The 23935-nt window shown below is 73.2% G+C and carries 24 protein-coding genes, 1 pseudogene and 1 riboswitch; of the genes and pseudogenes, 9 read left to right on the forward strand and 16 right to left on the reverse strand.

Annotation, left to right across the window (positions count from 1 at the left end; translation table 11 throughout):
• Positions 1-257: 257 nt before the first annotated feature.
• From KRAD_RS00425 to manD, 6 genes are all read right to left on the reverse strand, one after another.
• The gene (locus tag KRAD_RS00425) at positions 258-884 is read right to left on the reverse strand and encodes a bifunctional 4-hydroxy-2-oxoglutarate aldolase/2-dehydro-3-deoxy-phosphogluconate aldolase (RefSeq protein ID WP_041291802.1); all 627 of its coding nucleotides are present in this window, start codon (positions 882-884) and stop codon (positions 258-260) included.
• On the reverse strand, positions 881-1915 hold the full coding sequence (locus tag KRAD_RS00430; protein ID WP_011981245.1) for a sugar kinase: 1035 nt from the start codon (positions 1913-1915) through the stop codon (positions 881-883). The genes KRAD_RS00425 and KRAD_RS00430 overlap by 4 nt, the downstream gene beginning before the upstream one ends.
• Positions 1912-2961 carry an L-idonate 5-dehydrogenase gene (locus tag KRAD_RS00435; RefSeq protein WP_011981246.1) on the reverse strand — a complete coding sequence of 350 codons (1050 nt, stop codon included), beginning with the start codon at positions 2959-2961 and terminating at the stop codon, positions 1912-1914. Before KRAD_RS00435 ends, KRAD_RS00430 begins: the two co-directional genes overlap by 4 nt.
• Positions 2958-4352 (reverse strand): MFS transporter, encoded by a 1395-nt coding sequence (locus tag KRAD_RS00440; protein WP_011981247.1) that lies wholly within the window; start codon positions 4350-4352, stop codon positions 2958-2960. Before KRAD_RS00440 ends, KRAD_RS00435 begins: the two co-directional genes overlap by 4 nt.
• A gap of 99 nt (positions 4353-4451) precedes the next feature.
• Positions 4452-5900, reverse strand: coding sequence for a mannitol dehydrogenase family protein (locus KRAD_RS00445; protein ID WP_011981248.1), 1449 nt, complete (start codon positions 5898-5900; stop codon positions 4452-4454).
• Entirely contained in the window at positions 5897-7105 is a 1209-nt protein-coding gene (gene manD / locus KRAD_RS00450; protein WP_011981249.1) for a D-mannonate dehydratase ManD, read from the reverse strand. Before manD ends, KRAD_RS00445 begins: the two co-directional genes overlap by 4 nt.
• 122 nt (positions 7106-7227) lie before the next feature.
• Between manD and KRAD_RS00455 the strand changes: the two genes are divergently transcribed.
• Entirely contained in the window at positions 7228-7938 is a 711-nt protein-coding gene (locus KRAD_RS00455; RefSeq protein ID WP_041291803.1) for a GntR family transcriptional regulator, read from the forward strand.
• Positions 7939-8390: 452 nt separating this feature from the next.
• Here the strand turns inward: KRAD_RS00455 and KRAD_RS00460 are convergent, their stop codons facing one another.
• From KRAD_RS00460 to KRAD_RS00485, 6 genes are all read right to left on the reverse strand, one after another.
• Positions 8391-8948 (reverse strand): hypothetical protein, encoded by a 558-nt coding sequence (locus tag KRAD_RS00460; protein ID WP_157873411.1) that lies wholly within the window; start codon positions 8946-8948, stop codon positions 8391-8393.
• Positions 8949-9115: 167 nt separating this feature from the next.
• Positions 9116-10153, reverse strand: a complete 1038-nt coding sequence (locus tag KRAD_RS00465; RefSeq protein ID WP_011981252.1) for a nucleoside hydrolase — start codon at positions 10151-10153, stop codon at positions 9116-9118.
• A complete protein-coding gene (locus KRAD_RS00470) occupies positions 10150-11067 on the reverse strand; it encodes an ABC transporter permease (RefSeq protein ID WP_011981253.1) in 918 nt (305 codons plus the stop codon). The genes KRAD_RS00465 and KRAD_RS00470 overlap by 4 nt, the downstream gene beginning before the upstream one ends.
• A 6-nt stretch (positions 11068-11073) precedes the next feature.
• Complete coding sequence (locus KRAD_RS00475; protein ID WP_049821014.1) at positions 11074-12144, reverse strand: ABC transporter permease; 1071 nt, start codon at positions 12142-12144, stop codon at positions 11074-11076.
• Positions 12141-13616, reverse strand: a complete 1476-nt coding sequence (locus KRAD_RS00480) for an ABC transporter ATP-binding protein (protein ID WP_203417465.1) — start codon at positions 13614-13616, stop codon at positions 12141-12143. Before KRAD_RS00480 ends, KRAD_RS00475 begins: the two co-directional genes overlap by 4 nt.
• 89 nt (positions 13617-13705) lie before the next feature.
• Entirely contained in the window at positions 13706-14716 is a 1011-nt protein-coding gene (locus KRAD_RS00485) for a BMP family lipoprotein (protein ID WP_203417466.1), read from the reverse strand.
• A 207-nt stretch (positions 14717-14923) separates the two neighbouring features.
• A riboswitch (SAM riboswitch) is annotated at positions 14924-15017 on the forward strand.
• Positions 15018-15516: 499 nt separating this feature from the next.
• Between KRAD_RS00485 and KRAD_RS27775 the strand changes: the two are divergent.
• Positions 15517-15696: pseudogene (locus KRAD_RS27775) on the forward strand (aldo/keto reductase); the annotation flags it as partial.
• Positions 15697-15777: 81 nt separating this feature from the next.
• Here KRAD_RS27775 and KRAD_RS00490 read toward each other — a convergent pair.
• Entirely contained in the window at positions 15778-16701 is a 924-nt protein-coding gene (locus KRAD_RS00490; RefSeq protein WP_011981257.1) for an alpha/beta fold hydrolase, read from the reverse strand.
• Between the two features lie 84 nt (positions 16702-16785).
• On the opposite strand from KRAD_RS00490, the gene KRAD_RS00495 reads away from it, so the two are divergent.
• A complete protein-coding gene (locus KRAD_RS00495) occupies positions 16786-17298 on the forward strand; it encodes a MarR family winged helix-turn-helix transcriptional regulator (RefSeq protein ID WP_049821015.1) in 513 nt (170 codons plus the stop codon).
• A 447-nt stretch (positions 17299-17745) separates the two neighbouring features.
• Complete coding sequence (locus tag KRAD_RS00500; protein ID WP_041291805.1) at positions 17746-18258, forward strand: GNAT family N-acetyltransferase; 513 nt, start codon at positions 17746-17748, stop codon at positions 18256-18258.
• 99 nt (positions 18259-18357) lie between these two features.
• On the opposite strand, the gene KRAD_RS00505 is transcribed toward KRAD_RS00500, so the two are convergent.
• On the reverse strand, positions 18358-18936 hold the full coding sequence (locus KRAD_RS00505; protein ID WP_011981260.1) for a TetR/AcrR family transcriptional regulator: 579 nt from the start codon (positions 18934-18936) through the stop codon (positions 18358-18360).
• A gap of 121 nt (positions 18937-19057) precedes the next feature.
• Here KRAD_RS00505 and KRAD_RS00510 point away from each other — a divergent pair, with 121 nt between their 5' ends.
• From KRAD_RS00510 to KRAD_RS00530, 5 genes are all read left to right on the forward strand, one after another.
• Positions 19058-19939: an SDR family oxidoreductase gene (locus KRAD_RS00510; RefSeq protein ID WP_011981261.1), complete on the forward strand. Its 882-nt coding sequence runs from the start codon at positions 19058-19060 to the stop codon at positions 19937-19939.
• A gap of 163 nt (positions 19940-20102) precedes the next feature.
• On the forward strand, positions 20103-20333 hold the full coding sequence (locus KRAD_RS00515; protein ID WP_011981262.1) for a FitA-like ribbon-helix-helix domain-containing protein: 231 nt from the start codon (positions 20103-20105) through the stop codon (positions 20331-20333).
• Positions 20320-20712, forward strand: a complete 393-nt coding sequence (locus tag KRAD_RS00520; protein ID WP_041291806.1) for a type II toxin-antitoxin system VapC family toxin — start codon at positions 20320-20322, stop codon at positions 20710-20712. The genes KRAD_RS00515 and KRAD_RS00520 overlap by 14 nt, the downstream gene beginning before the upstream one ends.
• Positions 20713-20799: 87 nt before the next feature.
• Positions 20800-21030, forward strand: a complete 231-nt coding sequence (locus tag KRAD_RS00525; RefSeq protein ID WP_157873413.1) for a hypothetical protein — start codon at positions 20800-20802, stop codon at positions 21028-21030.
• 214 nt (positions 21031-21244) lie between these two features.
• Positions 21245-21595 carry a hypothetical protein gene (locus KRAD_RS00530; protein WP_011981265.1) on the forward strand — a complete coding sequence of 117 codons (351 nt, stop codon included), beginning with the start codon at positions 21245-21247 and terminating at the stop codon, positions 21593-21595.
• Between the two features lie 236 nt (positions 21596-21831).
• Here KRAD_RS00530 and KRAD_RS23755 read toward each other — a convergent pair whose 3' ends face one another.
• Positions 21832-22485 carry a GerMN domain-containing protein gene (locus tag KRAD_RS23755; RefSeq protein ID WP_011981266.1) on the reverse strand — a complete coding sequence of 218 codons (654 nt, stop codon included), beginning with the start codon at positions 22483-22485 and terminating at the stop codon, positions 21832-21834.
• A complete protein-coding gene (locus tag KRAD_RS00540; RefSeq protein WP_049821016.1) occupies positions 22482-23921 on the reverse strand; it encodes a HAMP domain-containing sensor histidine kinase in 1440 nt (479 codons plus the stop codon). The genes KRAD_RS23755 and KRAD_RS00540 overlap by 4 nt, the downstream gene beginning before the upstream one ends.
• Positions 23922-23935: the final 14 nt, after the last annotated feature.

The following is a 23935-nucleotide window of genomic DNA, read 5'->3' on the forward strand; positions in this document are numbered from 1 at the left end:
TCGTGGGACGCGGAGGCCGGGCCCCGATCACCGGCTCGCGGTGCGCGCAGCCTGAGGTCCTCGTTGCGGCAGGATCGACGAGCGGCGCGACGGCTCGCTCTCAACGCGGCCCGGTTGCCTGAGCGGTGCGGGGACAGCACCTCGGATCGGCCTGCTCGACTCCCCTGGACATCGGCGACCCACGTGGCCCACCCACGTGGGCCCGGTGCTCGACGCCGTCTCCCGGGCAGGTCGATCCACCTGCCCGGGAGACCGGGTCACGCTCCCAGTGCCACCCGCGCGCCCTGCACCGCCTCGGTGGCCAGGGTCGTGACGTCGTGCCAGCGCTCTTCGCGGAGCAACTGCGGGGCGACCATCCAGCTCCCGCTGATGGCCGGGACGCAGGACAGGGCGAGGTAGTCGTTCATGGTGGCGGCGCTAACCCCTCCAGATGGCATGAACCGCATCTGCGGGAACGGCGCGGCGAGAGCCGCGATGTGCGCGGGCCCGCCGAGCAGGGCCGCGGGGAAGACCTTGACCTCCGTCACGTCCGCTGCCGCGCACACCATGAGATCGCTGGCTGAGGAGGTGCCGGGTACAGCGGGGACCCCACGCTGCGCGGACTGCTGCAGGACGGCGGCGGAGGTTCCAGGACTGACGACGAACTCCGCTCCCGCGTCGACGACAGCGTCGACGTGCTCGGGGGTCACGACGGATCCCGCTCCCACCAGCATCTCGTCCAGGCCGGCCAGGGCTTCGATGCCGGGGAGACCGGCGGCGGTGCGCAGGGTCACCTCGATGACGTCGATCCCCCCGGCCAGCAGCGCTCGCGCCAGGGGGAGGGCCTGGTCGGCGCGGTCCAGCACCACCACCGGAACCACTGGGCACCTGTCGAGAACATTCACCGCTGTACCTCCATGCTCGGTCGTGTCGTTCGCGGTCCGCCCACGTTGGACCGACCCCGCTCGAGGAGGTCGGCGAGCTCGTCGCGGGTGGGAGCGCCTTCCCAGTCCCCCGGCACCTGACAGACGGCACCGCCGGCGGCGTTGCCCTGGGCCAGGGACCGCGGCACGTCCTGCCCGGCGAGCCGGGCGGCCAGAAAACCGGCGACGAAGGCGTCCCCGGCGCCCACCGTGTCGACCGCGTCCACCGGGTGGGTGGGTGCCACCCAGACCCGGCCGCCCTGCGCCGCGACGGATCCCAGTGCACCGAGCTTGACGACGACGGTGCCGGCGCCGAGCTCGCACAACCGGCGGGCGCACGCGGCGGCGGCGTCGGGGTCGGTGGGTACGGGGTGGTTCTCCGTCCCCGCTCCGGCTCCGGTCAGCAGCATCGCGGCCTCCTCGGGACCGGCGAAGAGCACGTCGGCCCGCGCCGCCGTGCCGGCCAGCACCGGTCCGGCCTCCTGCGCCGACCACAGGGCCGTGCGGTGGTTGACGTCGAAGGAGACCTCGGTGCCCGCCGAGCGGGCCAGTTCCACGGCCCGTTCGACGGCGGCGGCCGGGCCCGGGCCCAGGGCGGGGGTGATGCCGCTCAGGTGCACCACGTCGGCGGCGGTGATCCGGGCGGAGACGGCGTCGACGTGGGCGGGGGTGAGCCGCGACGCGGCGCTGCCGGCGCGCTGGTAGCGGACGCGCCGCGGGCGTCCTGCGTGCAGTTCCTTCAGCATGGACCCGGTGGGGGCGACGGCGTCGACGTCGACGAGGACCTCGACCCCCTCGGCGCGCAGTTCCCGGGTGATGAGGCGACCGTAGGCGTCGTCCCCGACCCGGCTGACCCAGGCCGTGGGGACGCCGAGGCGGGCGAGTCCGATGGCCGTGTTGGACTCCGCTCCACCGAGTCCGACGGTGAGGCTGCCACCGAGGGTGAGGCGGCCGGAGGCGGGCGTGGTGAGCAGGGCCATCGTCTCGCCCAGGGTGAGGACGCGGGCGCTCACGACGCGTCCTCGACCGGCTTGCCGTCGAGGCGCAGCACCACCTTGCTGCTGCCGCTGGAGCGGTCACCCATCACCGCGAACGCCTCCGCCGCATCGGCCATGGCGAAGCGGTGACTGACCACGGGCATGACGTCGAGGCCCTCAGCCAGAGCGACCAGCGCGTCGTCGATCTCCTCCACGAACCGGTAGGACCCGATCCAGGTGATCTCGCGAGTGACGAGGTCACCCAGGACGGCCTGCACCGCACCACCGGGGAGGTTTCCGACCTGCACGAGCGTGCCCCCGCGAGCGGTGGCCCGCAGGACCCCGCCGAGAGCGGCAGCCGCTCCGCTGGCCTCGAAGACGAGTTCGACGTCGGCCGGCAGCACCGCACCGGCCGAGAGGTCCAGCACGCTCCGCGCCCCCATGGCCGCAGCCACCCGCAGGGCAGCGGGTGAGACGTCGGCGGCCGTCACGCTCGCGGCGCCGGCGTGCACGGCCGCGGCGACGACGAGGGATCCGATGGGGCCCGCACCGTTGACGAGCACGTCGCGGCCGGCGAGCGACCCGGCGCGGCCGACGGCGTGCATGGCCACGGCCAGCGGTTCGGCCAGGGCGCCGCGCAGGGTGTCGACCCCCTCGGGCAGGAACCGCAGCTGGTCCGAGCGCACGGTGCGGAACTGGCTGAAGCCCCCGTCGGTGTGAGGGTCGAACGCCGCGGAGCCGAAGTAGCGCACCTGCGGCCACAGGTTGGTGCGCCCGGCGATGCGGGCGGGGAGGTCCCCCTCCCCCACCAGGGTGGCCGGGTGGACGGTGACGGCTCGTCCGACCTCCACGCCGGTGACGTCCGGGCCGAGTGCCGCGACCGTTCCGGCGACTTCGTGCCCCAGGACGAGGGGGTGCTCGAGCTGCGCGGTGCCGGAGGCTCCGTGGCGCCAGTAGGCCAGGTCGGAACCGCAGATCCCGCCCCACTCCAGGGCCAGCAGCACCTCACCCGGACCTGGCTGCGGGTCGGGTCGCTCCTCGACGCGGAGATCACCGGCACCGTGGACGACGACGGCCCTCACGCGGCGTCCTGGACGGCGACGAGGTCACGCCCGCGGGTCTCCGGGGCGAGCCGGGTGGCGACCAGGGTGATGGCGGAGTAGAAGACGAGCATGGCGGCGATGGGCCACCAGCTGCCGGTGGCGGCGGTCAGGCCGGCGGCGACCACGGGACCGGCAGCGGTGGTGAGGATGCCGCCGATCTCCTTGGCCAGCGCGAGCTGGGTGAAGCGGGTGCGGGAGCCGAACAGTTCGGCCATGGTGACGCTCTCGAGGGAGAAGAGCGCGAGGACACCCAGGTTGAGCAGCAGGGCCATGCCGACGATGACCTGGGCCTTGCCGCCGGAGGTGATCAGCTGCATGAGGGGGAACGCCGCGATCATCGTGATGATCGTGAAGGCGGTGTAGAGCGGGCGACGGCCGAACCGGTCCCCCAGCAGAGCCACCACCGGGACGGTGACGAATCCGAACGCGGAACCGATGAGCAGGGCGTCGGTCGGGATCGAGCGGTCCACCAGGAGGGTGGTCGCCAGGTAGCCGACCAGGAAGGTCTGGACCAGACCGGAGTTGCCCGCCTGTCCCAGCCGCAGGCCCAGGGCGAGGAAGAAGGATCGGCCCTTGGGTTGCTTCAAGCCCGCTTCCAGGGCGCTCTCCCCCGCCGCGGCGGCCTGGGCCAGTGCTTCGTCCTTGCTGAGCGCGACGCCGTCCACGACGTCGGCGCGTTCTTCGAAGACCGGGCTCTCCTTGAGGTTGCGACGCATCCACAGGGTCAGCAGCAGCAGGACGAAGCTCAGCAGGAACGGCAGGCGCCATCCCCAGGACAGCAACTGCTCCTCGGTGAGCACCGCGAGCAGGATGGCCCAGATACCGGTCGCGGCGAGGGTTCCCGTGTTGGTGCCCAGGCTGACCAGGGAGGAGATGAGACCACGGCGACGGGCCGGGGCGTACTCGGCCAGCATGACGGTGGCTCCGGCGATCTCCGCCCCGGCTCCGAAGCCCTGCACCAGGCGCAGCGCGACGAGCATGATGGGCGCCCAGATGCCGACCATGGCGTACGTGGGTAAGACACCGATCAGCGTGGTGGAGACGCCCATCATCGCGATGGTGATGAGGAGGACCTTCTTGCGTCCGATCTTGTCGCCCTTGCGGCCGAAGTAGATGGCCCCGGCCAGGCGGGCGACGTAGCCGACGCCGTAGGTGGCCATCGAGGCGACCAGGGCCACCGCGGGGTCGGAGTCGGGGAAGAAGATCTGGTTGAAGACGATGGCCGCGGCCAAGGAGTACAGCGCGAAGTCCATGAACTCCATCGCGGTACCGAGCCAGCCCGAGACGGCGGCCCGGGTGAGGTCCTTGGTGCTGCGGGTGGCTTCGGGAGCCGGCGCGGGCCGGGCTCCGGGGCTGGTCGTGTCCGACATCGCGGGCTCCGTTGCGTCGTGTCGAGAGAGAGGTGAGGAGTGCCTCACGGCCTGGGTGCTGCGGGACGTGCTGCGGGAAGTGCTGCGAGGTGGTGCCGGTCAGAGCTCGACGACACCGCGTGCGAGGGCGGGTAGGTGACCGGCGACGGCGTCGACGAGGGCGTGGTCCTCGGCCAGGTCGTCGGCGCCGGCGGTGCGCAGCAGCCCAGCGACGACGGGGGGTCCACCGCGCTCGTGCGCCCAGCAGTCAGCCAGCGCCGCGGAGAGCGGGTCGGTCGTGCCGAACAGCTGCGCCTCGCCGTCGGGCCGGGTGGCGTGGGCCCACGCGGCCACCGCGGCGATGAGCACCGTCACCGGCTTTCGTGCCGCGCGCAGTTCACGCAGGGGGGTGAACCACCGTTCGGCGACCTTGGCGGCGCCGTCGTCGCCGATCTGGGTGAGCCGGTGGCGCACCCCGGGGTTGGCGAAGCGCTGCCCCAGGGCGTGGCAGTACTCCCGAACCTGCTCCTGAGGAACGGGCAGCGTCGGGGCGACCTCGCCCCCCAGCCGCTGCACCAGCGTCGAACCCCACCCGGTGGCCACGGCTTCGTCGACGGTGGCGCACCCCGCGGCGAGTCCGAGGTAGGCCAGGGCGCTGTGCGAGCCGTTGAGCAGCCGCAGCTTCATCAGCTGGTGCGGGGCGACGTCGTCGACGAACCGGGCCCCGGCGAGTTCCCAGGCCGGACGGGCGGCAGCGAAGTCGTCCTGCAGGACCCAGCTGCGGAACGGTTCACCCGCGACGGCGAGCTCGTCGCGGACCCCGAGGGCCTGCGCCGCCGAGTCCAGGACTCCCGGCGTGGCGGCGGGCACGATCTGGTCCACGACGGTGGAGGGGAACGTGACGGCGGTCTGGAGCCACTGCAGGACGGCACCGGCGTCCTGCCACCCGGACCGTTCGACGTACTCACGCACGACGCGGGACGTCACCTCGCCGTTGCGGGCGAGGTTGTCGCAGGAGACGACCGTCAGCGGGGCACCGTTCGCGCGGAACCGGGCGTCGAGGGCCCGGGCCAGCAGCCCCACCGCGGTGGGCCGGCCGCCGGCCAGGTCGTCGGCGAGAGCGGGGTCGGTGACGTCCAGCCCTCCGCGGAGGTCGCGCCGGTACCCCTTCTCGGTGACGGTGAGGGTGACGACGCTGGTCCCCGGGTCCAGCAGGAGCGAGGCGACGGCGTCGGGGTCCCACCCGCGGACGACGCCGGTGGTGGAGGCGACCACGCGGGGAACGCCCGGGTCGCCGCTGAGCTCGGTGACGGAGAACAGACCGTCCTGCTCGAGCAGGTGCGACGCGGTGGCCGCTGATCCGGGGACCACGACGACGGTGCCGACGGGGTCGGTCGAAGCGGCGGCCGCCGCTTCGGTGTACACGGCCTGGTGGGCGCGGTGGAAGGCACCGAAACCCACGTGCACGACGCCGGCGCGCAGCTGCCGGGGGTCGAGGAGGGGACGGGAGGCGGACGGCAGGGTCGCGAGCACGTCCAGCGAGAGCCGTGGCGTCGTTCGAGCGGTCACCAGTCGTGCACCGACCCGTCCAGGCGCCGGGCCACCGGGAGGTAGCGCGGTTCGTAGGGGAACTTGGCGGCCACCTCGTCGTCGTACTCGACGCCCAGGCCCGGGGCGGCGCTCACGTCCAGGCTTCCTCGGGTGAAGGTGGTCCCGGTGCGGAACACCTCCGTCGTCTCGGGGGCGAACTCCATGTACTCCTGGATGCCGAAGTTCGGGACCGTGAGGTCCAGGTGCACCGCCGCAGCCAGCGAGACCGGGGACAGGTCGGTGGCTCCGTGCGAGCCGGTGCGGACCTGGTGGAGCGCAGCCAGGTCGAAGATGCGCCGCAGGTGGGTGATCCCGCCGGCGTGCACGACGGAGGTGCGGACGTAGTCGATGAGGCGCTCGGTGATCAGTTGCTGGACGTCCCAGATGCTGGAGAGGACCTCCCCCACGGCCAGCGGGGTGGTGGTGTGCTGGCGGATGAAGCGGAAGGACGACTGGTCCTCGACCGGAGTCGGGTCCTCCATCCAGAACAGGTCGAGTTCCTCGAACTGCTTGCCGAGCCGGGCCGCCTCGGTGGGGGTCAGGCGGTGGTGCACGTCGTGCAGCAGGTGGAAGTCGAAGCCGAACTCCTCGCGGACGGCCCGCAGGCAGTCCGGGGCGAAGCGCAGGTAGGCCCGGGTGTCCCAGGGTTGCTCGTCGGGCAGCGAGGTGGCGGCCGGTTCGTAGATCTCGCCCTTGCGCACGCCGTAGGAACCGGCGAGCCCGGGGACGGCCGCTTGGGCGCGGATGGCCTGGTAGCCCTTGGCCTGGAAGCGCGCGACGTCCTCCAGCAGGGAGGGGACGTCGGATCCGCTGGCGTGGCCGTAGACCATCACCTGCTCCCGGGAGCGGCCCCCGAGGAGGTCGACCAGGGGCAGCCCGGCGACCTTGCCCTTGATGTCCCACAGCGCGACGTCCACCGCGGCGACGGCGGTCATGGTCACCGGTCCACGCCGCCAGTAGGCACCCCGGTACAGGTACTGCCAGGTGTCCTCGATGCGAGCGGGATCGCGGCCGATCAGCAGTGGTGCGACGTGATCGCGCAGGTAGGACGCCACGGCCAGTTCGCGCCCGTTGAGGGTCGCATCGCCGATCCCGGTGACTCCGTCCGAGGTGGTGATGCGCAGCGTGACGTAGTTGCGCCCCGGCGAGGTGAGCAGCACTTCAGCGTTGGTGATCGTGCTCATGGGTTCCATCTCTCCGTCGACCTGTCGCCCAGCACTGCCATACAAGCACTGGTACGGCAGTGTCCGCAAGGTCTTGGCCCACACCGCGGCGCTGCTGCGACACCTCGCACTACAGTGCTGCCATGGCAGCTGTGCGTGACTCCCGCACCACGCGGGCCCGCGTCTACGAGACGCTGCGCCGGCAGGTGGTGACCCTGGAACTACCCCCCGGGGCCGCGCTGTCGGAGAACGAACTGTCAGCCACCTTGGGAGTCAGCCGCACCCCGGTGCGCGAGGCCCTGATCCTGCTCGCCGAGGAAGGCCTCGTGCAGGTCTTCCCCCAGGTGGGGTCCTTCGTCAGCCGCGTGGACCCCCGCCGTGTCGCCGACGCCCAGTTCATCCGCGAAGCCGTCGAGCTCGCCGCGCTGGCCGACCTGCCCGCCCACCTCGACCCCGACCTGGTGCGCGAACTGCAGGACAACGTGGAACGGCAACGACGACCGGGCTTGGACGCCCGCGCCTTCTTCGACCTCGACGAGCTCTTCCACGCGAGCCTGCTGCAGCTGTCCGGACACGGGAACGCCTGGCCCGTCGTGCAGCGCGCCAAGGCCCACCTCGACCGGGCGCGTCAGCTCGGGCTGGACGAGGCCCACGTGCAGGAGTCCCGGGTGTCCGAGCACGAGGAGGTCCTGCGCGCCGTCCTCGACGGTCGCCAGGAGGAGGCGGTCGACCTGCTGCGCACGCACCTGCGGGCGGTGCTGGCCGACGTGGACCGGGTCCGCGAGGAATCGCCCCACCTTTTCCACGACGGCACCCTCGCCCCGACGCGCCGGAGCATCGCCGTCTGGACCTGAGCCGGTTCGCGCGAGGAGCCCTCGGCGCTGCGGGCGGGAGCTGCACCCTTCGGAGCGCCACCACCAGCGCCGTCCCCGCAGCCACCGCGGACACGCCCCCTCGGCCCCGTCACCCGGGCCCGGAATACCCCTCGTCGCCCGACGACGAGACCCACTGCTGGACGGAACCGGAGGACGCCTCCCCCGACGGGCGACCACGAGCCCGTGAGCACGGAGCGCGCTCCACCCGCACCTGGTCCCCGCCGGTCGACGACGAGGTCCACGACCTCACGGCCGTCCCGCGATCCGGGCACGATCGTGGCGCCTGACGACCCTGCGGTCGTGACCGTGGTCCTCCTGCAGGGGCCCGGCGACGTGGAGGACCTGATCGCCCGCCCGCTCGACGGCCGGTGACGCGTCTGTTTCGTCCCCCGCTGGCGCTGCTCGACGCGTGGACCGAGCCGCCGCCCCGGTCAGGGCACCGGCACGACGGGGGAACCGTCGGCGTGCTGGTCCGGGTACTGCTCCCGGTACTCCTCGAGGCTCAGCCCGAGCTGCTGCGCACCGGCCCGATCCTCCGCGTCGGCGTACCGGTTCCAGTCGTCGACGACGCGCTGGGTCAGGTTCGGCAGGGCGATGCAGATGTAGGTGCCGTCAGCGGGCAGATCCGGCGGCGGGGTGCAGGCCGACGCGGTCTGGTAGGCGCCCGGGTCGAAGCAGCTCGTCCAGGACGAACCCGAGGTGGTGTCGGGGTCGTCGGGATCCGTCGCCGCCAGCTCCTCGTCGGTCGGCTGGTGAGAGATGCACGTGCGCGTCGGCATCGACGTCGCCATGGGCCCGCCCTGCAGCCACTCCTCGTGCGCGACCTCCTCCGGGCTCGGCGTCCACCCGCCGTCGACCTCCTCCGGCGCCGTCGTGGGCGCCGCCGCGGGCACGTCCGAGGACGCCGAGGACGAGGTCACGGCCTCGGTCCCGCACGAGCCGAGGAGCAGGGCGAGGGCCGCGAGCGGCAGGACGAGCACGAGACGCACCCACCGAGCCTGCCAGCGCGGTGGAGGCGGGCGACGCGAACGAGCCCGCGTCACCCGTCCGGCCCCGTGGTGGAGAGGCCGCAGGAGCTCTCCCCCTGCGACGGGTCCGAGGGTGAGACGGTCCGGTGGGCGGAAGGCGGATGACGAGGACGGGGAGCCGGCCCGGGTCAGGGTCGGGCGCCGTCACCGGCGAGGGTGGTGAGGAAGTCGTCCAGGAAGGCCTCGACGTCGACGGCCAAGGCCACCCGTGTCGAGGGTGCCGGCCGACCAGGGCGGGTGGCGGGTTCGAACGGCACCGGACCCCCCTCTGCGGTGCGCAGCAGGTGCGCGCGCCAGCGTTCCCCGTCGGGGACGAGCCCGACGGGTCCGTCTTCGAAGTCGGAGATCCAGCGTGGTTCGACCAGCAACGCCGCGGCGAGCCCGTCCCAGGCGGGAGAGACTCGCCGGCCCCAGACCTGCTGGTAGAAGTCCATGTAGGACTCCAACAACGCGGCGCTGAAGCGGCCGACCTCGGTGGGGCTGTCGTGCAGGCGTCGCACCGCGGCTTCGTCGACGATGGCACCGGCTCCGACGTTGACCCCGACCATCACGAGCTGGGTGCGGGGAGCGGCGAACACGGCCCGGGCCGCGGCGGCGTCGTTGGCGATGTTGGCGTCGACGATCTGGGCGACCCCCAGCGCCGGGAAGGGACCCGAGCCGCCCATGACGACGGTGGAGCGGAACTTCGTGAGCAGGTCGGGGTCGCGTTCGAGGGCGGCGGCGATGTTGGTCATGGGCCCCAGGACCAGGAGGTCGTGGCGACCGGGGTCGGTGTTCGCCAGGTGCACGAGCTGCTCGGCGGCACTGCGGTCCTCGACGGGGACGTCGGGCCGCTCCCCGCCCAGATCGCCCAGTCCGTCGTGGCCGTGGACGTAGGTCGCGAAGTGGGCCGGGCGGCCATCGATGGGACCTGCGGCCCCGACCGAGACGGGGATGCCGCCCTCGCCGACGGTGAGGCCGGCCACCGACAAGACCGCGCCGATGTTGCGGGTGGCGTCCTGCACGGTGCAGTTGCCGTAGACGGCGGTGACCGCCGCGATCTCGACGTCGCGGCGGCCGGCCAGCCACAGCAGGGCGAGGGCGTCGTCGATGCCGGTGTCGGTGTCCACGACGACGCTGCGACCGCTGCCGCTGCTGTCGGGGGTGTGGTCTCGAGGGGTGGTCACGGGGTGCCTCCTGCGGGCAGCGGTGAGCGACGCGCCCGGCGGGCGCGCGCGAGGACGAGGACGACGAGGGTCACGAGGTAGGGGGCGGCGTCGGTGAGCTGCTGCGGGAGTCCGATCCCCTGCAGGCGGAAGCCCCAGGCCTCCGCGGCGCCGAAGAGCAGGCACGCCAGCAGGACGCCCACGGGGCGGTTCACGGCGAGCATGACGGCGGCCACGGCGACCCAGCCGCGCCCGGCGGTCATGTTCTCGGTGAAGGCGGTGACGTTCCCCAGGGCCAGCTGCGCCCCGGCCAGACCGCACAGCGCCCCAGCCACCAGGACCGTCAGCTGCTGGTAACGGCTGACCGGGACCCCCAGGGTCGTCGCAGCCGCGGGGTGGTCGCCCACCCCGCGCAGCCGCAGACCGACCGCTGTGCGTGCCAGCCACCAGGCGGCGGCGACCGGGAGCAGCAGGGCCAGGGGCACCAGGACGCTCTGGCCGGCGAGCAGCCGCCCCAGCACCGGGACGTCCGAGAGCTGCGAGAGGTCGGGCAGCCCCACCAGGCCCGGCGGCGCGAACGTGCCGCTGGCGTCGAAGACCGACCGCAGGAGGAACCCCGTCAGGCCCAGCGCGAGCAGGTTCAGTCCCACGGCGACGATGATGGGGTCCGCGTGCCAGCGCACCGAGCCCACGGCGAGGATCCCGCTGAGCAGCGCTGTGGTGACCACCGCGGCGAGGACCCCCCACCAGGGCGAGGCGGTCCAGTGGCTCACCCCGACCGCGGTGAACGCGGCCCACAGCATCTGCCCCTCCAAGGCGATGTTGAAGACCCCAGCGCGCCCGCAGAGGGCACCGCCGAGCGCGGCGAGCGCGACGGGAGCGGTGGCAGCGAGGACGGCGGCGACGAACGACAGGGACAGCAGCGATGACAGCACCCGCGTTCAGCTCCGTTCCGGGACGCGGCGGCGGGCCCGGCGCGCCGCGGCGGCCACGGCGACCGTGCGGAGGGCCAGGACGAGGATGACGACGGCCTGCAGGACCTGCCCGAGCTGGCGGGGCAGGTCGATGTCGCGTTCCATGCCCGTCGAGCCCACCTGCAGCACCGTGAAGAGGGCCGCCGTCAGCGGCAGCAGCGCCGGGCGGCCCCCGGCCAGCAGCGCCGCGGCCACCCCGGCGAAGGTGTACCCCGGTGCGGTGAGGGCACCGTCGATGAACCGGAACGGCTGCGTCGTGACGACCACCGCGCCGGCCAGCCCCGCGATGCCACCGGCCGTGGTCAGGGCACCGAGGGTCAACCCGGGCACCGAGATGCCGCCGTAGCGGGCGAAGGAGCGGTTCGCGCCCACGGCGCGCAGCTCGTACCCCAGGGAGGTCCGCCCGTCGAGGACGACGACGACCAGCAGCACCAGCACGACCAGGAGCAGGCCGAGGTTGGTGTACTGCGTGCCCGGCAGGGAGGGCAGGTGCGCGGCGTCGGGCAGCCGCGGGGTCTGCGGAACCCCGGAACCCTGCTGGGCGAGGGGGAAGCGGACGAGGTAGGAGGTCAAGGCCACCGCGGGTGTGCTCAGCAGCAGCGTGGAGATGATGACCGGGACGTGGGCGCGTGTGGCCAACGGCACGGACAGCGCAGCCAGCGCAGCCCCGGCGAGCGCGGCGGCCAGCAGGCACACCGGCAGCAGCAGGGGGGCGGGCAGCGGCAGGTGGAGGGCGACCACGGCCGCGGCGATCCCGCCCACGCACAGCTGACCGTCCCCGCCGAGGTTGTACTCCCCCATCCGGGCGGGGACGGCGAAGGCCATCGCCATGGCCAGGATGGCGGTGAAGGAGGCCACGGAGAAGTCGATGCTGCTGACGCCGATGGCGCCGCGGACCATCGCGTCGTAGCCGCGCACCGGGTCCACCCCCGCCGCCAGCATGACCCCGGCGCCGACGAGCAGGGCCACGAGGACCGCGCCGACCGGTACGACCGCGCCCGGGGCGGTGAGCCGGAGCCGGGCCACGAGTCCGCTCACGCCGACATCGCCGACCCCAGGTCGGCTTCGGTGGCGTCCGCGGCGGCGAACTCCGCCGTCACGACACCGTCGCGGACGACGACCACCCGATCGGCCAGCGCCTGCAGTTCGCTGATCTCGTACGACACCAGCAGCACCGCCGCACCGGCGGCACGGCGTTCCAGCAGCAGCCGGTGGATCTGCTCACCGGCCCCCACGTCGACCCCCTGGGTCGGCTGCTCGACCACCATCAGGTCCGCTTCGTGCTCCAGTTCCCTGGCCATGACCACCTTCTGCGCGTTGCCCCCGGACAGCGAACCCACCGGGGCGTCCACGCCGGCAGCGCGGATACCCATCCGGCGCACCGCATCGGCGGCACTGGCCCGCACCACGCGCGGGCTCAGCCAGCCCCGCCGCGACCGCGGGGCAGAACGGTGGTGCCCCAGGGCGAGGTTGTCCGCCACGCTCAAGGTCGCGGCCGTGCCCTGCCCGGGTCGGTCCTCGGGGACGTGCGCCACACCGCGACGGCGGCGCGCGCGCACGCTCAACCCCTGCACCGGAACACCCTTCAGGAGGATCGCACCGGTGTCCTGGCGGCGCAGACCCACGATGCACTCGACGAGTTCGCGCTGCCCGTTGCCCGAAACCCCCGCGATGCCCACGACCTCACCGGCCCGCACGGACAGGGAGATGCCCCGCACCCCTGGACCCGACCCGGCGGGAGGGACCCTCAGGTCGCGCACGACGAGGACCGCGCGGTCGTCCTGACCTTCGCCGGACCGGGTCCCCGTCCGGGCGCGAGGGTTGCGAGCGGGCCGCAGACCACGACCGATCATGGCTTCGACCAGCTCGGTGGCGGTGGTGCTCGCGGTGGTGAAACGGCCGCTGACCCGGCCGTCGCGGAGCACGGTGACCGCGTCGGAGAGGGCCAGCACCTCCTGCACCTTGTGGGTGACGATGACGACGGCGGTGCCGCTGGCGGCCATCGAGCGCAGGACGGTGAAGAGGGAGTCGACCTCACCAGGAGTCAGCACCGCGGTGGGTTCGTCGAGGACGAGGACGTCGGCCTCCCGGTGCAGCGCCTTGAGGATCTCCACCCGCTGCCGAACCCCCAGCGGCAGGTCCGCCACCCGGGCGTGCGGGTCGACGTCGAGGCCGAAGCGATCCGCGAGCTCCTCGACGCGGCGCACCGCGGCGCGGCTGTCGAGCAGGCCCCAGCGGCGCGGTTCGGCACGGTAGACGACGTTCTCGGCCACCGTGAGGGGTTCGAACAGCTTGAAGTGCTGGTGGACCATGCCCAGCCCGTGGCCGATGGCGTCCAGCGGGGAGTGCAGCTGCACCGGGCGCCCGTGCCGGGCGACGGTCCCGGTGTCGGGACGGTGCAGGCCGTAGAGCATCGACATGAGCGTCGACTTGCCCGCACCGTTCTCCCCGACGACTGCGTGGACGCTGCCCACCTCCACGGCCAGGTCCACGTCGTCGACCGCCAGCACCGGGCCGAACCGCTTGCTGACCCCGCGCAGTTCGACCGCGGGTGGACCTCCGGGACGAGGGACGGGGGGACGGTCGAGAGGACGCGGCGTCATCCGGCGGCGGGGTCGTCGACGACGAGGGTGCCGTCGATGATCTGCTGCTGGACGGCCTCGACCTCCGCGATGACGTCGGGGTGCTCGGCGATGAGGCAGCCGGAGGTGGCGACGTCGTCGGACAGTGCCGTGACGCCCACGCCGCCCTCCTTCAGCCCGTAGACCTGGTCACCGCCGGTCGTGCCGGCCAGCACGGCCTCGACGGCGTCCGCCAGGGCGATGTCCACGTTCTTCAAGACGTTGTCCACGACGTGCCCGGGCGCATCGGCGCACTGGTTGGTGTCGACTCCGTACGTCGAGAACGCGCCGGTCGCGGCGACCTGGAAGGTGCCGACGTTGCTGCCCGAGGCGGCCGCCACCACCTGGTCCACGCCTCCGTCGGCCAGCACCTGCGCCTGCGCAGCCCCGCGGGCGGGATCGCCGAAGGGGTTGTCACCGCCGACGAACAGCGCGGTGCCGGTGACGTCGGGGCGCACGCTGCGCGCGCCGGCGGTGAACGGGTCGACCCAGCGGCGGATGAAGGGGGTGTCCAGCGCGGCGACGGTCCCGATCTTGCCGGTCTTCGTGAGCAGGCCGGCCTCGACCCCGGCGAGGTAGGCCGCCTCGTGCTCGCGGAAGGAGGCGCACGTCACGTTCTCCGGTTGCGGGTCCGGGCAGGCGTCGACGAGGAGGAACTGCTGGTCGGGGTTGTCCACCGGGACGGTGGCGAACACGTCCTGCAGCGAGAAGGACAGGCCCACCACGACCGCGGGCTTCTCCCGCACCGCGGCCTCCACGTTCTGCTGGATGGAGGTGGGGTCGTTGCTCTCGAACACCTCGATCTCCAGACCGTTCTCCTTCGCCACACGCTCAGCGCCGTCGACGGCCAGCTGGAGGAAGTTGTTGCCGCCCACCGGGTTGGGGGTCACCACGATGAGCGAACCCGCCGGAGATCCCGTTCCGCTCGCGCTCTCGCCCCCGCCGCTGGAGTCCGCGCAGGAGGTGAGCAGCAGCGAAGTCGCCGTCACGGCGAGCAGGGTGGACCGGAGGGGCCGAGAGCGCATGGTGATCCTGTCGTCGAAGGTGGCGCGAGATTACACGCCACCTCACTCCCCCTCGCTCGTGCTCGCGTCCCACGCGCCGAGACCGGGACTCCGACCCCGGCCCAGCAACCGTGTGCGGCGAGCTGGGGCCGCGGTGGTTGACATCGACCCCGGGAGTGGGTTCCAATTCGAGGACCATCCAGAGCGGCTGAGAGACTTGGCTCGACGACGCCGCAGCAACCACCAGCTCCCGGGCTGACAGGTGCTTCCGCCAAGCCGATGGACCGCGGAGGCAGAGTGCACCACTGGAGCGAGGCGGTCACCGGACCGCGGCCGCAACTGCACCTCGTGCGCCGGCGCCACGTCGACCTGGCGCTGCAGTCCAGCAGTTGCTGTCCGGGCTGACCGCACCTCCCTGCCTGCCGTCCACGGGTTTCGCTGCCTACCCGGCTCCGCTCGTGCACCGCTCGCCCCTCGGGATCCACCGCACCTCCCCGTGCCCGGCTGTGCCCGGGCAGGGTCTGCGGGGTCGTTGGGCCGTCACGGCCGGCGACCTGGGTGCAGTCCTCCCGTCGGACACCGGCGTACCCACATTCCGTGCCCTCCGCCCGTGACGACCCCGGATCCTCGCTGCCTCCCAGGACGGCGAACGGCGCCTCGCACGGACGCGGCGCGGAGACGGCACGCTGCACCGCCCGCCCGACGGGCCGCCGGCTGAGGGTGGAAGCGTCCGCGAGAACTGCGGCGTGGTTCTCGGCGGCGCGGCCGGACGCAGCCTGGCCATCGTGGACGTGGACGAGGAGGTCGCCGCCGAACTGGACGCCACCCCGACTCAGGTCGGACTCGCCTGGACCGTGCGGAACCCCGGCGCCACCGCGCCGGTCCTCGCTGCCCGGACCGTCGGGCAACGGCAGGAGAACCCGGGGGTTCGCGAGGTCGACCTCACCGCGGACCAGGTGGCCCGGCTGGACGAGGCCGGCGCGATCGACCTCGGTCCTCCCCACGCCCTGCTCGCCGGCGACCACGTCCGCGTCCAGAGATGCAGCTCAGCGCGCGTCGACGTCGCGGAAGAAGGGGAGGAGAGCCGCAGCGACCTCGCCCGGCGCTTCCACGGCCGCGTAGTGCCCCACGCCCTCCAGCAGGACCGAACGGACACCGACCCCTACGGCCGCGGACAAGGTGGCTTCCGTGAAACCACCACCGCCGGCACCGACGGCCAGGACCGGTGCCGTCAGCGGGTGCGCGGCGGCGAGGGCGGTGATCTCCGCACCCTCAGCCAGCATCGAGCGGTAGAGGCCGCTGGCCCCGCGGAACCCCCCGGGCCGGGAGTAGGTCCGGGTGAACTCGGCCACGTCGGCGTCGGTGACCGACCCCGGGACCGCCGTCATGGCCGGGAAGACGAAGTCACCGAGGAACTCCCGCTCACGACCGGCGAGCAGCATCTCCGGGATGCCCGGCGCGGCCAGGACCCCGATGTGCCAGGCCCCTCCGCGGGTGACGTCGGCCAGCCGTTCCAGTCCGAACCCGGCCAGGCCCATCTCGATGCCGGTGAAGCTCAGCACGTCCGCGCGGTGGCGGCTGGCGAAGCGGAAGACCGCCGCGCCGCTGATGTCCTGACCCACGACGTGGACAGGGCCGAGACCCAGGTGCTCGACCAGGGCGTGCAGGTCCTCGGCCGAGGTGGCGCTGTCGTAGGCGTCGGGGCCGTCGTCGTCGTCGTTGCCGGAGTCACCGAAACCTCGCAGGTCGACGGCGATGACGCGGTGGTGCTGCGCCAGCAGGGGGATGAGGCGGTGGAAGGCCCACCACGTCTCGGGGAAACCGTGCACCAGCAGGACGGCGGAGCCGACGGCGCCGGCCCGGACGTGGTGCAGCGTCGTCCCGTTGACCTCCGCGTGGTGGTGGGTGACCTCGGGGATGGAGGCCGGTGGGGCGGGATCGGTGGCAGGAGTGGTGAGGGATGCGGACACGGTGACCTCCAGGTGGACAAGTTGCTTGTCGACCAAGGTAGACAAGCAGCTTGTCGATGTCCAGTGATTGGTTACGCTGGACGGGTGTCCCGCTCCGGTGCCGATCTCGCCCTCCTCCTGCTCGGGGGATTCCGTTCCCTGGTGGACTCCGCCCAGGAGGAGCTGAGCCGGCGCGGGTACGAGGACGTGCGACCGGTCCACGACTTCGCCATCCGAGCCATCGCCGCGGGAGCCGACAGCGCCTCGGAGCTGAGCCGGCGCACGTCGGTGACCAAGCAGGCCGCGGCGCAGACGATCAGCGTGCTGCAGGAGCGGGGTTACGTGGCCCGGAAGGCCGATCCCGACGACGCCCGGCGCAAGCGGCTGCACGTCACGGAGCGCGGGTTCGCCCTGCTCAGCGAGGGAGAGGCGATCTTCGATGAACTCCGCGAGGAGTGGGCGCGGCGCATCGGCACCGACCAGCTGCAGCAGCTCGAGGCCCGCCTGAGCGAGCTCGTCGGTCCGGGCGCCGTCCGGCTCGACGCGCCCGGCTGGGTCGCGACCCAGGACCTCGGCTCGGGCGCGAAGAGGGAGACGACTCCCGACCGCGGTGAGTGATCACGACCTCACTCCGCCCCGGGGACGACCGAGGCCCGTACTGGTCAGCGCCGCGCCACACCCAGCCGGAACCGGCCCACCCCCGCCCCCGCCGTCGTCGGTGCGCCCGGTCGTCCCGCGTGGTGCGCACGGCGTCGGCCGTCAGCAGCCCCGCTCTCGCGCACGGGGGCGGACGGGCGGGTGCGACAGCGGGCAGCGCCGGGTGCTCGATCGCGTGACCGCCGTGGAGGTCGAGGGCCTCGACGACGTCGTCGGTCTCCAGGAGGGGCACCACGCACCGAGCCTGCCACCGGGCCCCCGGGCCGCCCTCTCGACCTCACGCTCCTCCTGCGTCGTGCACGCTGTCGCCTGCAGCCCAGGACATCGCGGTCCTGCCGGGGACCGAGGTCACCTGGAGTGCCTCCGCGCCCACCGATTTCGCCACCCCGCCCGCCCACCCTCGAACTCATGACCTCGGTCGGACCAGCCACCCTCGACGACGCCCGCGACCTGGCCCGCATCCACGTCGACACCTGGCAGGTCGCCTACCCCGGACTCGTCCCCGACGTCGTCCTGGCCGCGATGACCCTCACCACGGCGATCGAGCGGTGGGAGGCGGTGCTGCCCCTGCACCCTCCGCAGCACTGCCTCCTGGCCGAGGACCCGGCCGGTAACACCACCGGTTTCGTCCGCTGCGGCCCCAGTCGCGACGAGCGAGCCCCCGGCACCACCGGCGAGATCCACGCCCTGTACGTGCAGCCCACCTCCTGGGGCACCGGCACCGGACGGGCCCTGCTCCGAGCCGCCCAGCAGCAACTGCTCGCCGACGGCTTCACCGAGGCCACCTTGTGGGTGCTCGCGCGCAACGACCGGGCCCAGCGCTTCTACCGACGGTGCGGATGGGCCCCCGACGGCGGCACCAAGCAGGACCAGCACGAAGGCGTCGTCGTGGACGAGGTGCGCCACCGACACGCGCTCTGACGCACCTGGCCGTCCCGCGGTGAGGGCCTGCCACCCGCCCCGAAGTCCCCCGGGGTCCGGCCCACCGGTTCGACCTCCCACGAGGCGCGGGGTGGACCGTCAGCTCAAGGAGGCGCCAGCCGCCCGCAGTTCGTCGAAGGCGGCCGCGGTATGGCCCCACAAGTCCCCCGCCGCGTCCGGATCCGCCTCGGCCCACGAGGCGTAACCGCGCTTGAAGGCCATCACCCCCAGCTCCGCCGCCAGGTGCGCCTGCACCTCGGGCACGGCGCGGGCCAGCAGCGCCTCGGTCATCGCCGCCGCCATCCCCACGCTCTTGAGCGCGTCCCGCTCCTGCAGCTCGGTGCTCGCGGCCACCGCCGCCTTCAGGCGCGGACCCAGCTCGCGGTTGGCCGGGCCCATCGCCTCACAGGCGCGTTCCAGGCCGGAGGCGACCGCCTGCAGGGGGCTGGCCGCCTCCGGGGCCGCCGAGATCCCCTCGGCCAGCAGCCGGCTCAGGGTCTCCTGCCCGGCCACCAGCAGTTCCCGCTTGTCGGGGAAGTGGCGGAAGAAGGTGCTCTTGGTGACCCCGGCCCGCTCGGCGATCTCGGTCACCGTCGTGGCGTCGTAGCCCTGCTCGGTGAACAGGTCCACCGCAGCGAGGACGAGCCGCTCCCGCGCGCCGGGTTCCCATCGAGCCATGTCCGGATCCTAAGTCACGGGCCTGTAGCCCCGAGGTAACGGGACTTTTGTCTCATCACGAGGTACGGTGCTGTCGACGGGACAAAAGTCCCATCACCGCCCGCACCCCGAAGGGGACCCCATGCGCGTCTTCGTCACCGGCGCCACCGGCACCATCGGCTCCGCCGTCACCGCCGAACTGCTCACCCACGGCCACACCGTCCTCGCCCTCGCCCGCTCCGGAGCCTCCGCGGAGAAACTGCGAGCCGCCGGCGCTGAGGCGCTGCCGGGATCGCTGACCAACCTCGACGTCCTGCGCGCCGGCGCGGCGCAGACCGACGGCGTGATCCACCTCGCCTTCGACCACGACCTCACCGCTCCCGAAGCCCTCGACCGCGCCATCACGCAGGAGACCGCGGCCCTGCACGCCCTGGGCGCGGAACTCACCGGCAGCGACCGTCCCCTCGTCACCGTCTCGGGCACACCCTGGGTTCCCGGCCGCGCCTCCACCGAGGCCGACCCCCTGCCCACCGACGGACCGGTCGGCGGGCGCGGCCGCACGGTGACCGCGATCCTCGACCTCGCCTCGCAGGGCGTGCGCACCGCGGCCGTCCGCATGCCGCGCACCGTTCACCACGAGGGTCGGGGCGGGTTCGCCGGTCTGCTGACCGACGCCGCCCGCCGCAGCGGAGTCGCCGGCTACCCCGGTGACGGCACCCAACGCTGGCCGGCCGTGCACGCCCTCGACGCCGCCGCCCTCTTCCGCCTCGCCCTGGAATCCGCACCGGCCGGCACGTCCTGGCACGCCGTCGCCGACGAAGGCGACGCGGTGCGCGACATCGCCGCCGTCATCGGCCGGCGACTGGAACTGCCGGTCGAGCCCGTGCCCGAGGAGACCTTCGGCCCGTTCGGGCCGATCTTCGCGATGGACCAGCCCTCCACCAGCACCCGCACCCGCCGAACCCTCGGCTGGAACCCCCACCACCCCAGCCTGCTCCAGGACCTGGAGAACATCGAACGCTGAGCGGTCGAGGTGCCGCGGCAGGAGCGGTCTCGGGAACACCGGCTCCTGCCGCTCACCGTCGACGACCAGTCCTGAAGACCTCACGGTCACCCCGCAGACATCGCACGGTCCTGCCGATGGGCACGTGATTGCACACCGGCGCCAGCAGCGCCAGAATGGCGCCATGCCCAGTGTTCAGATCAAGGACGTCCCCGACGAGACGCACACCGTCCTGCGCCGCCGTGCCGCCCTGGCCCACCAGTCCCTGCAGGAGTACCTCCTCGCCAAACTCGTCGAGGAAGCCAGCACCCCCACCCTCGACGAAGTCCTCGAACGCGCCGGCGGACGAGCCGGCGGAAGCCTGTCCTTCCGCGACGCCGTGAAGGCGGTGCACGACGACCGTGATCGTCGTTGACGCCAGCGTCCTCGCTCCCGCCCTGGCCGACGACGGACCTGACGGAGACCGGGCCCGGGACCGTCTACGGAGCGAGGTGCTCACCGCTCCCGAAGTGATCGACCTGGAGGTGGCCTCCGTCTTGCGCCGCGCCGCTGCGAGCGGACGCCTCCCCGATCGCCGCGCCGACCTGGCGTGGAACGACCTCATCGACCTGCCCCTGCGCCGCGCCGGTCACCGGCCGCTGCTGCGTCGTTGCTGGGAACTGAGGCACACCGTCACCAGCTACGACGCCGCCTACGTCGCCCTGGCCGAGGCCCTGGACATCGTCCTGGTCACCGCCGACGCCCGCCTGTCCCGTGCGCCGGGCATCACCTGCGAGGTGGAGGTCCTGCGCTGACCCCAGTGCCCCACGCACCGCCGAGCGAGAAGTCGTCGACATCCGCACACGCCGGTGGCCGGGCGTTGCTGCGACACGATGAGCGACGTGAGCCAGGAGAAACCGTGGTGGAGCATCACCCGCACGCGTGACCAGTCGTCGTTCCTGGGCCTGCTGCGGGTCGTGGTGGGATCGCACCAGTCGATCGACCTCTTCACCGCTGATCGCGCGAGCTGGTGGCGCTGGGCTGCCGCTGCCCTGCTCATCGTCATGGCCAGCTACTACCTGGCCGCCTGGTGGACACGCGGGCGGCGAGGAACAAGGGACTCGCGCGGCTGACGCACGGTCGTCCCGCTGATCCGGGCGCGATCGTGGAACGCCGTCGGCCACTCCCCTCGCCCGCTGAGGGCACCGTGGGCCGGAGCACCACCGGCGGAACGTCGGGCGAGCCCACCACGTCAGAGGACCGGCGACCTCGCCGGCGACTCCTCCTCGGCTGCAGCCTGCTGGCGTTCCTGCAGGCCTGCAGCCCGCGCCACGGGATTGCACGACCATGGGCGGGACCAGCGGGGTGAGCTTCGCCGCCTCAGCCCTGCTCACGACCGCCCCGTTGCCGTGGCAGACCACCTCCTGCGCCGGCGACGTGTGCCGAGACCACCTCGTCGAGGACCACCAGAGCACCTGGTCCGGCGTGGAGAACGACCAGCTGAGCGCAGATCCCGTCACGGCCCGCCTCAAGGTGGCGGCCGGTGACGGCGCGGTGCTGGTGGACTCCGCGACGGAGGTCACCCCAGAACGCGTGGACGCCAATGGCAACGGCTGCGGGCCCATCATCTGGAGCGCCGAGGTCACCGTCGGGGTCGACGGCTCCCTCGCGGCCGCCCCGATCAGCGACCAGCGCTGACGCGGGCAGGCGAACGAGGCTCAGCGGCCCGGGCTGCCAGCCACGTGACCGATCCGATGACCACGAAGGCGGACACCACCCCATCGGCCTCCTCGCCGCCCTGTTCAGGCACCGGGGACGACCACCAGCCCGCAGCAGGGGCGTGCGCACCACGCGAGATCGACGTCGCAGTCATCCGCGGTCACCCCGTAGCCCGCGCGCAGCCGGACGACCGGCGGCCTCCGGTGGGCGACCGGTCACCGGCTCTCCAGCAGCGGCGCGTAGTCGGCGGCGGTCAAAGGCTCGGACGAACGCTCCCCGCTGGGCAACGGCACCTCGAGCACCTCCCCCGCGCGCACCAGTTGCACCGACTGCACCCCGGGTACCGCGGCCACGCTCAGGACGATCTGTCCGACGGCCAGCGGCAACCGGTCCGCGGCGAGGTTGAGGCCCAGCTCCCCGACCACGATCCGCGCCGTGCCGTCCTGCAGGCTCTCCACGCCCAGGGTGACGTCGGGGCCCACGGCGCTGGCCAGGCCACGCGCCCGCTCCCCCTCCTCCGGGCCGCGGGTGAGCCGGCGCAGCACCAGCGTCAACGGGTCGCCGCCTTCGCCCGCGCTCTCCTCGCCCCCCAGGGGCACCGCGACCAGCGCGGCATCGACGGTGAGGAAGTACACCAGCGGTCCGGCACCGAGCGGCGCGGTCCCGGTGACCGCCGGCTCCGGTGACGAGGTCGCAGGATCCAGCAGACCGTGGGGCACCTCGCTGGGTGCGACGACCCGCACCTCGTCGCCCGCCGGGGTCGAGCACGCGCTGACCGAGGCGAGCACGAGGGAGCAGACGGCGGCGAGGACGGCGGCCCGCACCCCCAGCGCGCGGGGTTCCGCGAGGGGCCCCAGCTTCGGCCTCACGCCGGGCCTCGCGACGTGCGACGGGGCCCGGTGGAGGTGGGGTTCGAGTGTTCGCCGGCGGCGTCGTCGGCGGGGCTGCTGACGCGGGCCTCCCCCGCAGGGGGTGCTGCCAGGGCGGGCAACTGCACCACGAACCGTGCCCCACCGGCGGGGGACGTGCTGCAGCGCACGGCACCACCGTGGCCGTGCACGGTCTCGGCGACCAGGCTCAAACCCAGTCCCGTGCCCGGCAGCGACCCGCGGGAGCCGACGCGCGCGAAACGCTCGAAGACCTGCCGCCGCTGCGCGGGGGGTACGCCCGGTCCCGCGTCGTCGACCAGGACGCGCACGACGGCGTCGTCGGCGTCGACCTGCACCCCCACCAGACCCCGCCCGTGCCGGTCGGCGTTGTCGAAGAGGTTCACCAGGGCCCGTTCCAGCTGCTGGGCGTTCCCGTGCACCCACCCCTGCTGCTCAGCGAGCACGGGCACGTTCCGGCGACCGCTGCCGGTCAGGGCTCGTCGCACGAGGTCGGCGGCGTCGATCGGAGCGCGGTCGGAGGAGTCCGTCCCGGACTCCAGGCGGCTCAGCTCCAGCAGGTCGTCCAGGGTCCGTGCGAAGCGCCGCAGTTCGGCGTCGACGAGGTCCAGGACCTGTCGCGAGCGCGGGGACAGTTCCGCTCGGCGCTTCTGCAGCAGCGCCACGCTGGTGGTGAGGGTGGTCAGGGGTGAGCGCAGCTCGTGGCTGACGTCGGCGCTGAAACGCGCCTCGCGCTGGATCTGCTCCTCCAGCGCGTCGACCATGGTGTTGAAGGACCCGACGATCGTCGCCAGGTCGGGGTCCTGCGTGAGCGGCAGACGGGTTCCGGGCTCACCGCCGGCGATGCGCACCGCGGTGCGCGCCACCGCGTTCAGCGGGGCCACGGCCCTCCCCGCGGCCCACACCCCCAGCAGGGCCCCGCCGGCTGCGGTGGAGACCGCGAAGGCGGCCAGCGCGGTCCGCACGGTGCGCAGCGTGCGTTCCAGCTCCGTGGTCGTGGTGATCTCGTAGTACTGCGCCTGCACCGCCGGCAGCGGCACCCCGACGACGAGGACCGGCTCCGCGCCGGTGTCGGCCCAGCTCGAGGCTGCGTCGCCGGAGTCCACCGCCTGCCGCAGGCCGTCGGGGACGTCCAGGGCGCCGACCTCCAGGGAAGTGGAGTACCAGCGACCCTCCTGGTGCACCAGCACCTCCGACCCGTCCGGCGGGGACAGCGCGGCGAGCGCCTCCCCCACCGGCAGGCCGGTGGTGCGCAGGCTGTCCCGCACGGAGGAGGCGTCGGCGAAGGCCTGCCGCAGCGCGGTCTGCTCGCGTTGGTCGAGGAGGTACTGACGGGTGACGGCGAAGGTCGCCAGCGCGGTCAGCGTCGCGAGGAGGGTGGCTCCCAGGGTGAAGGAGAGGATGAGGCCGGCGCGCAACCCAGGGGCGTGCC

Source organism: Kineococcus radiotolerans SRS30216 = ATCC BAA-149 (genome assembly GCF_000017305.1).
Classification (GTDB): domain Bacteria; phylum Actinomycetota; class Actinomycetes; order Actinomycetales; family Kineococcaceae; genus Kineococcus; species Kineococcus radiotolerans.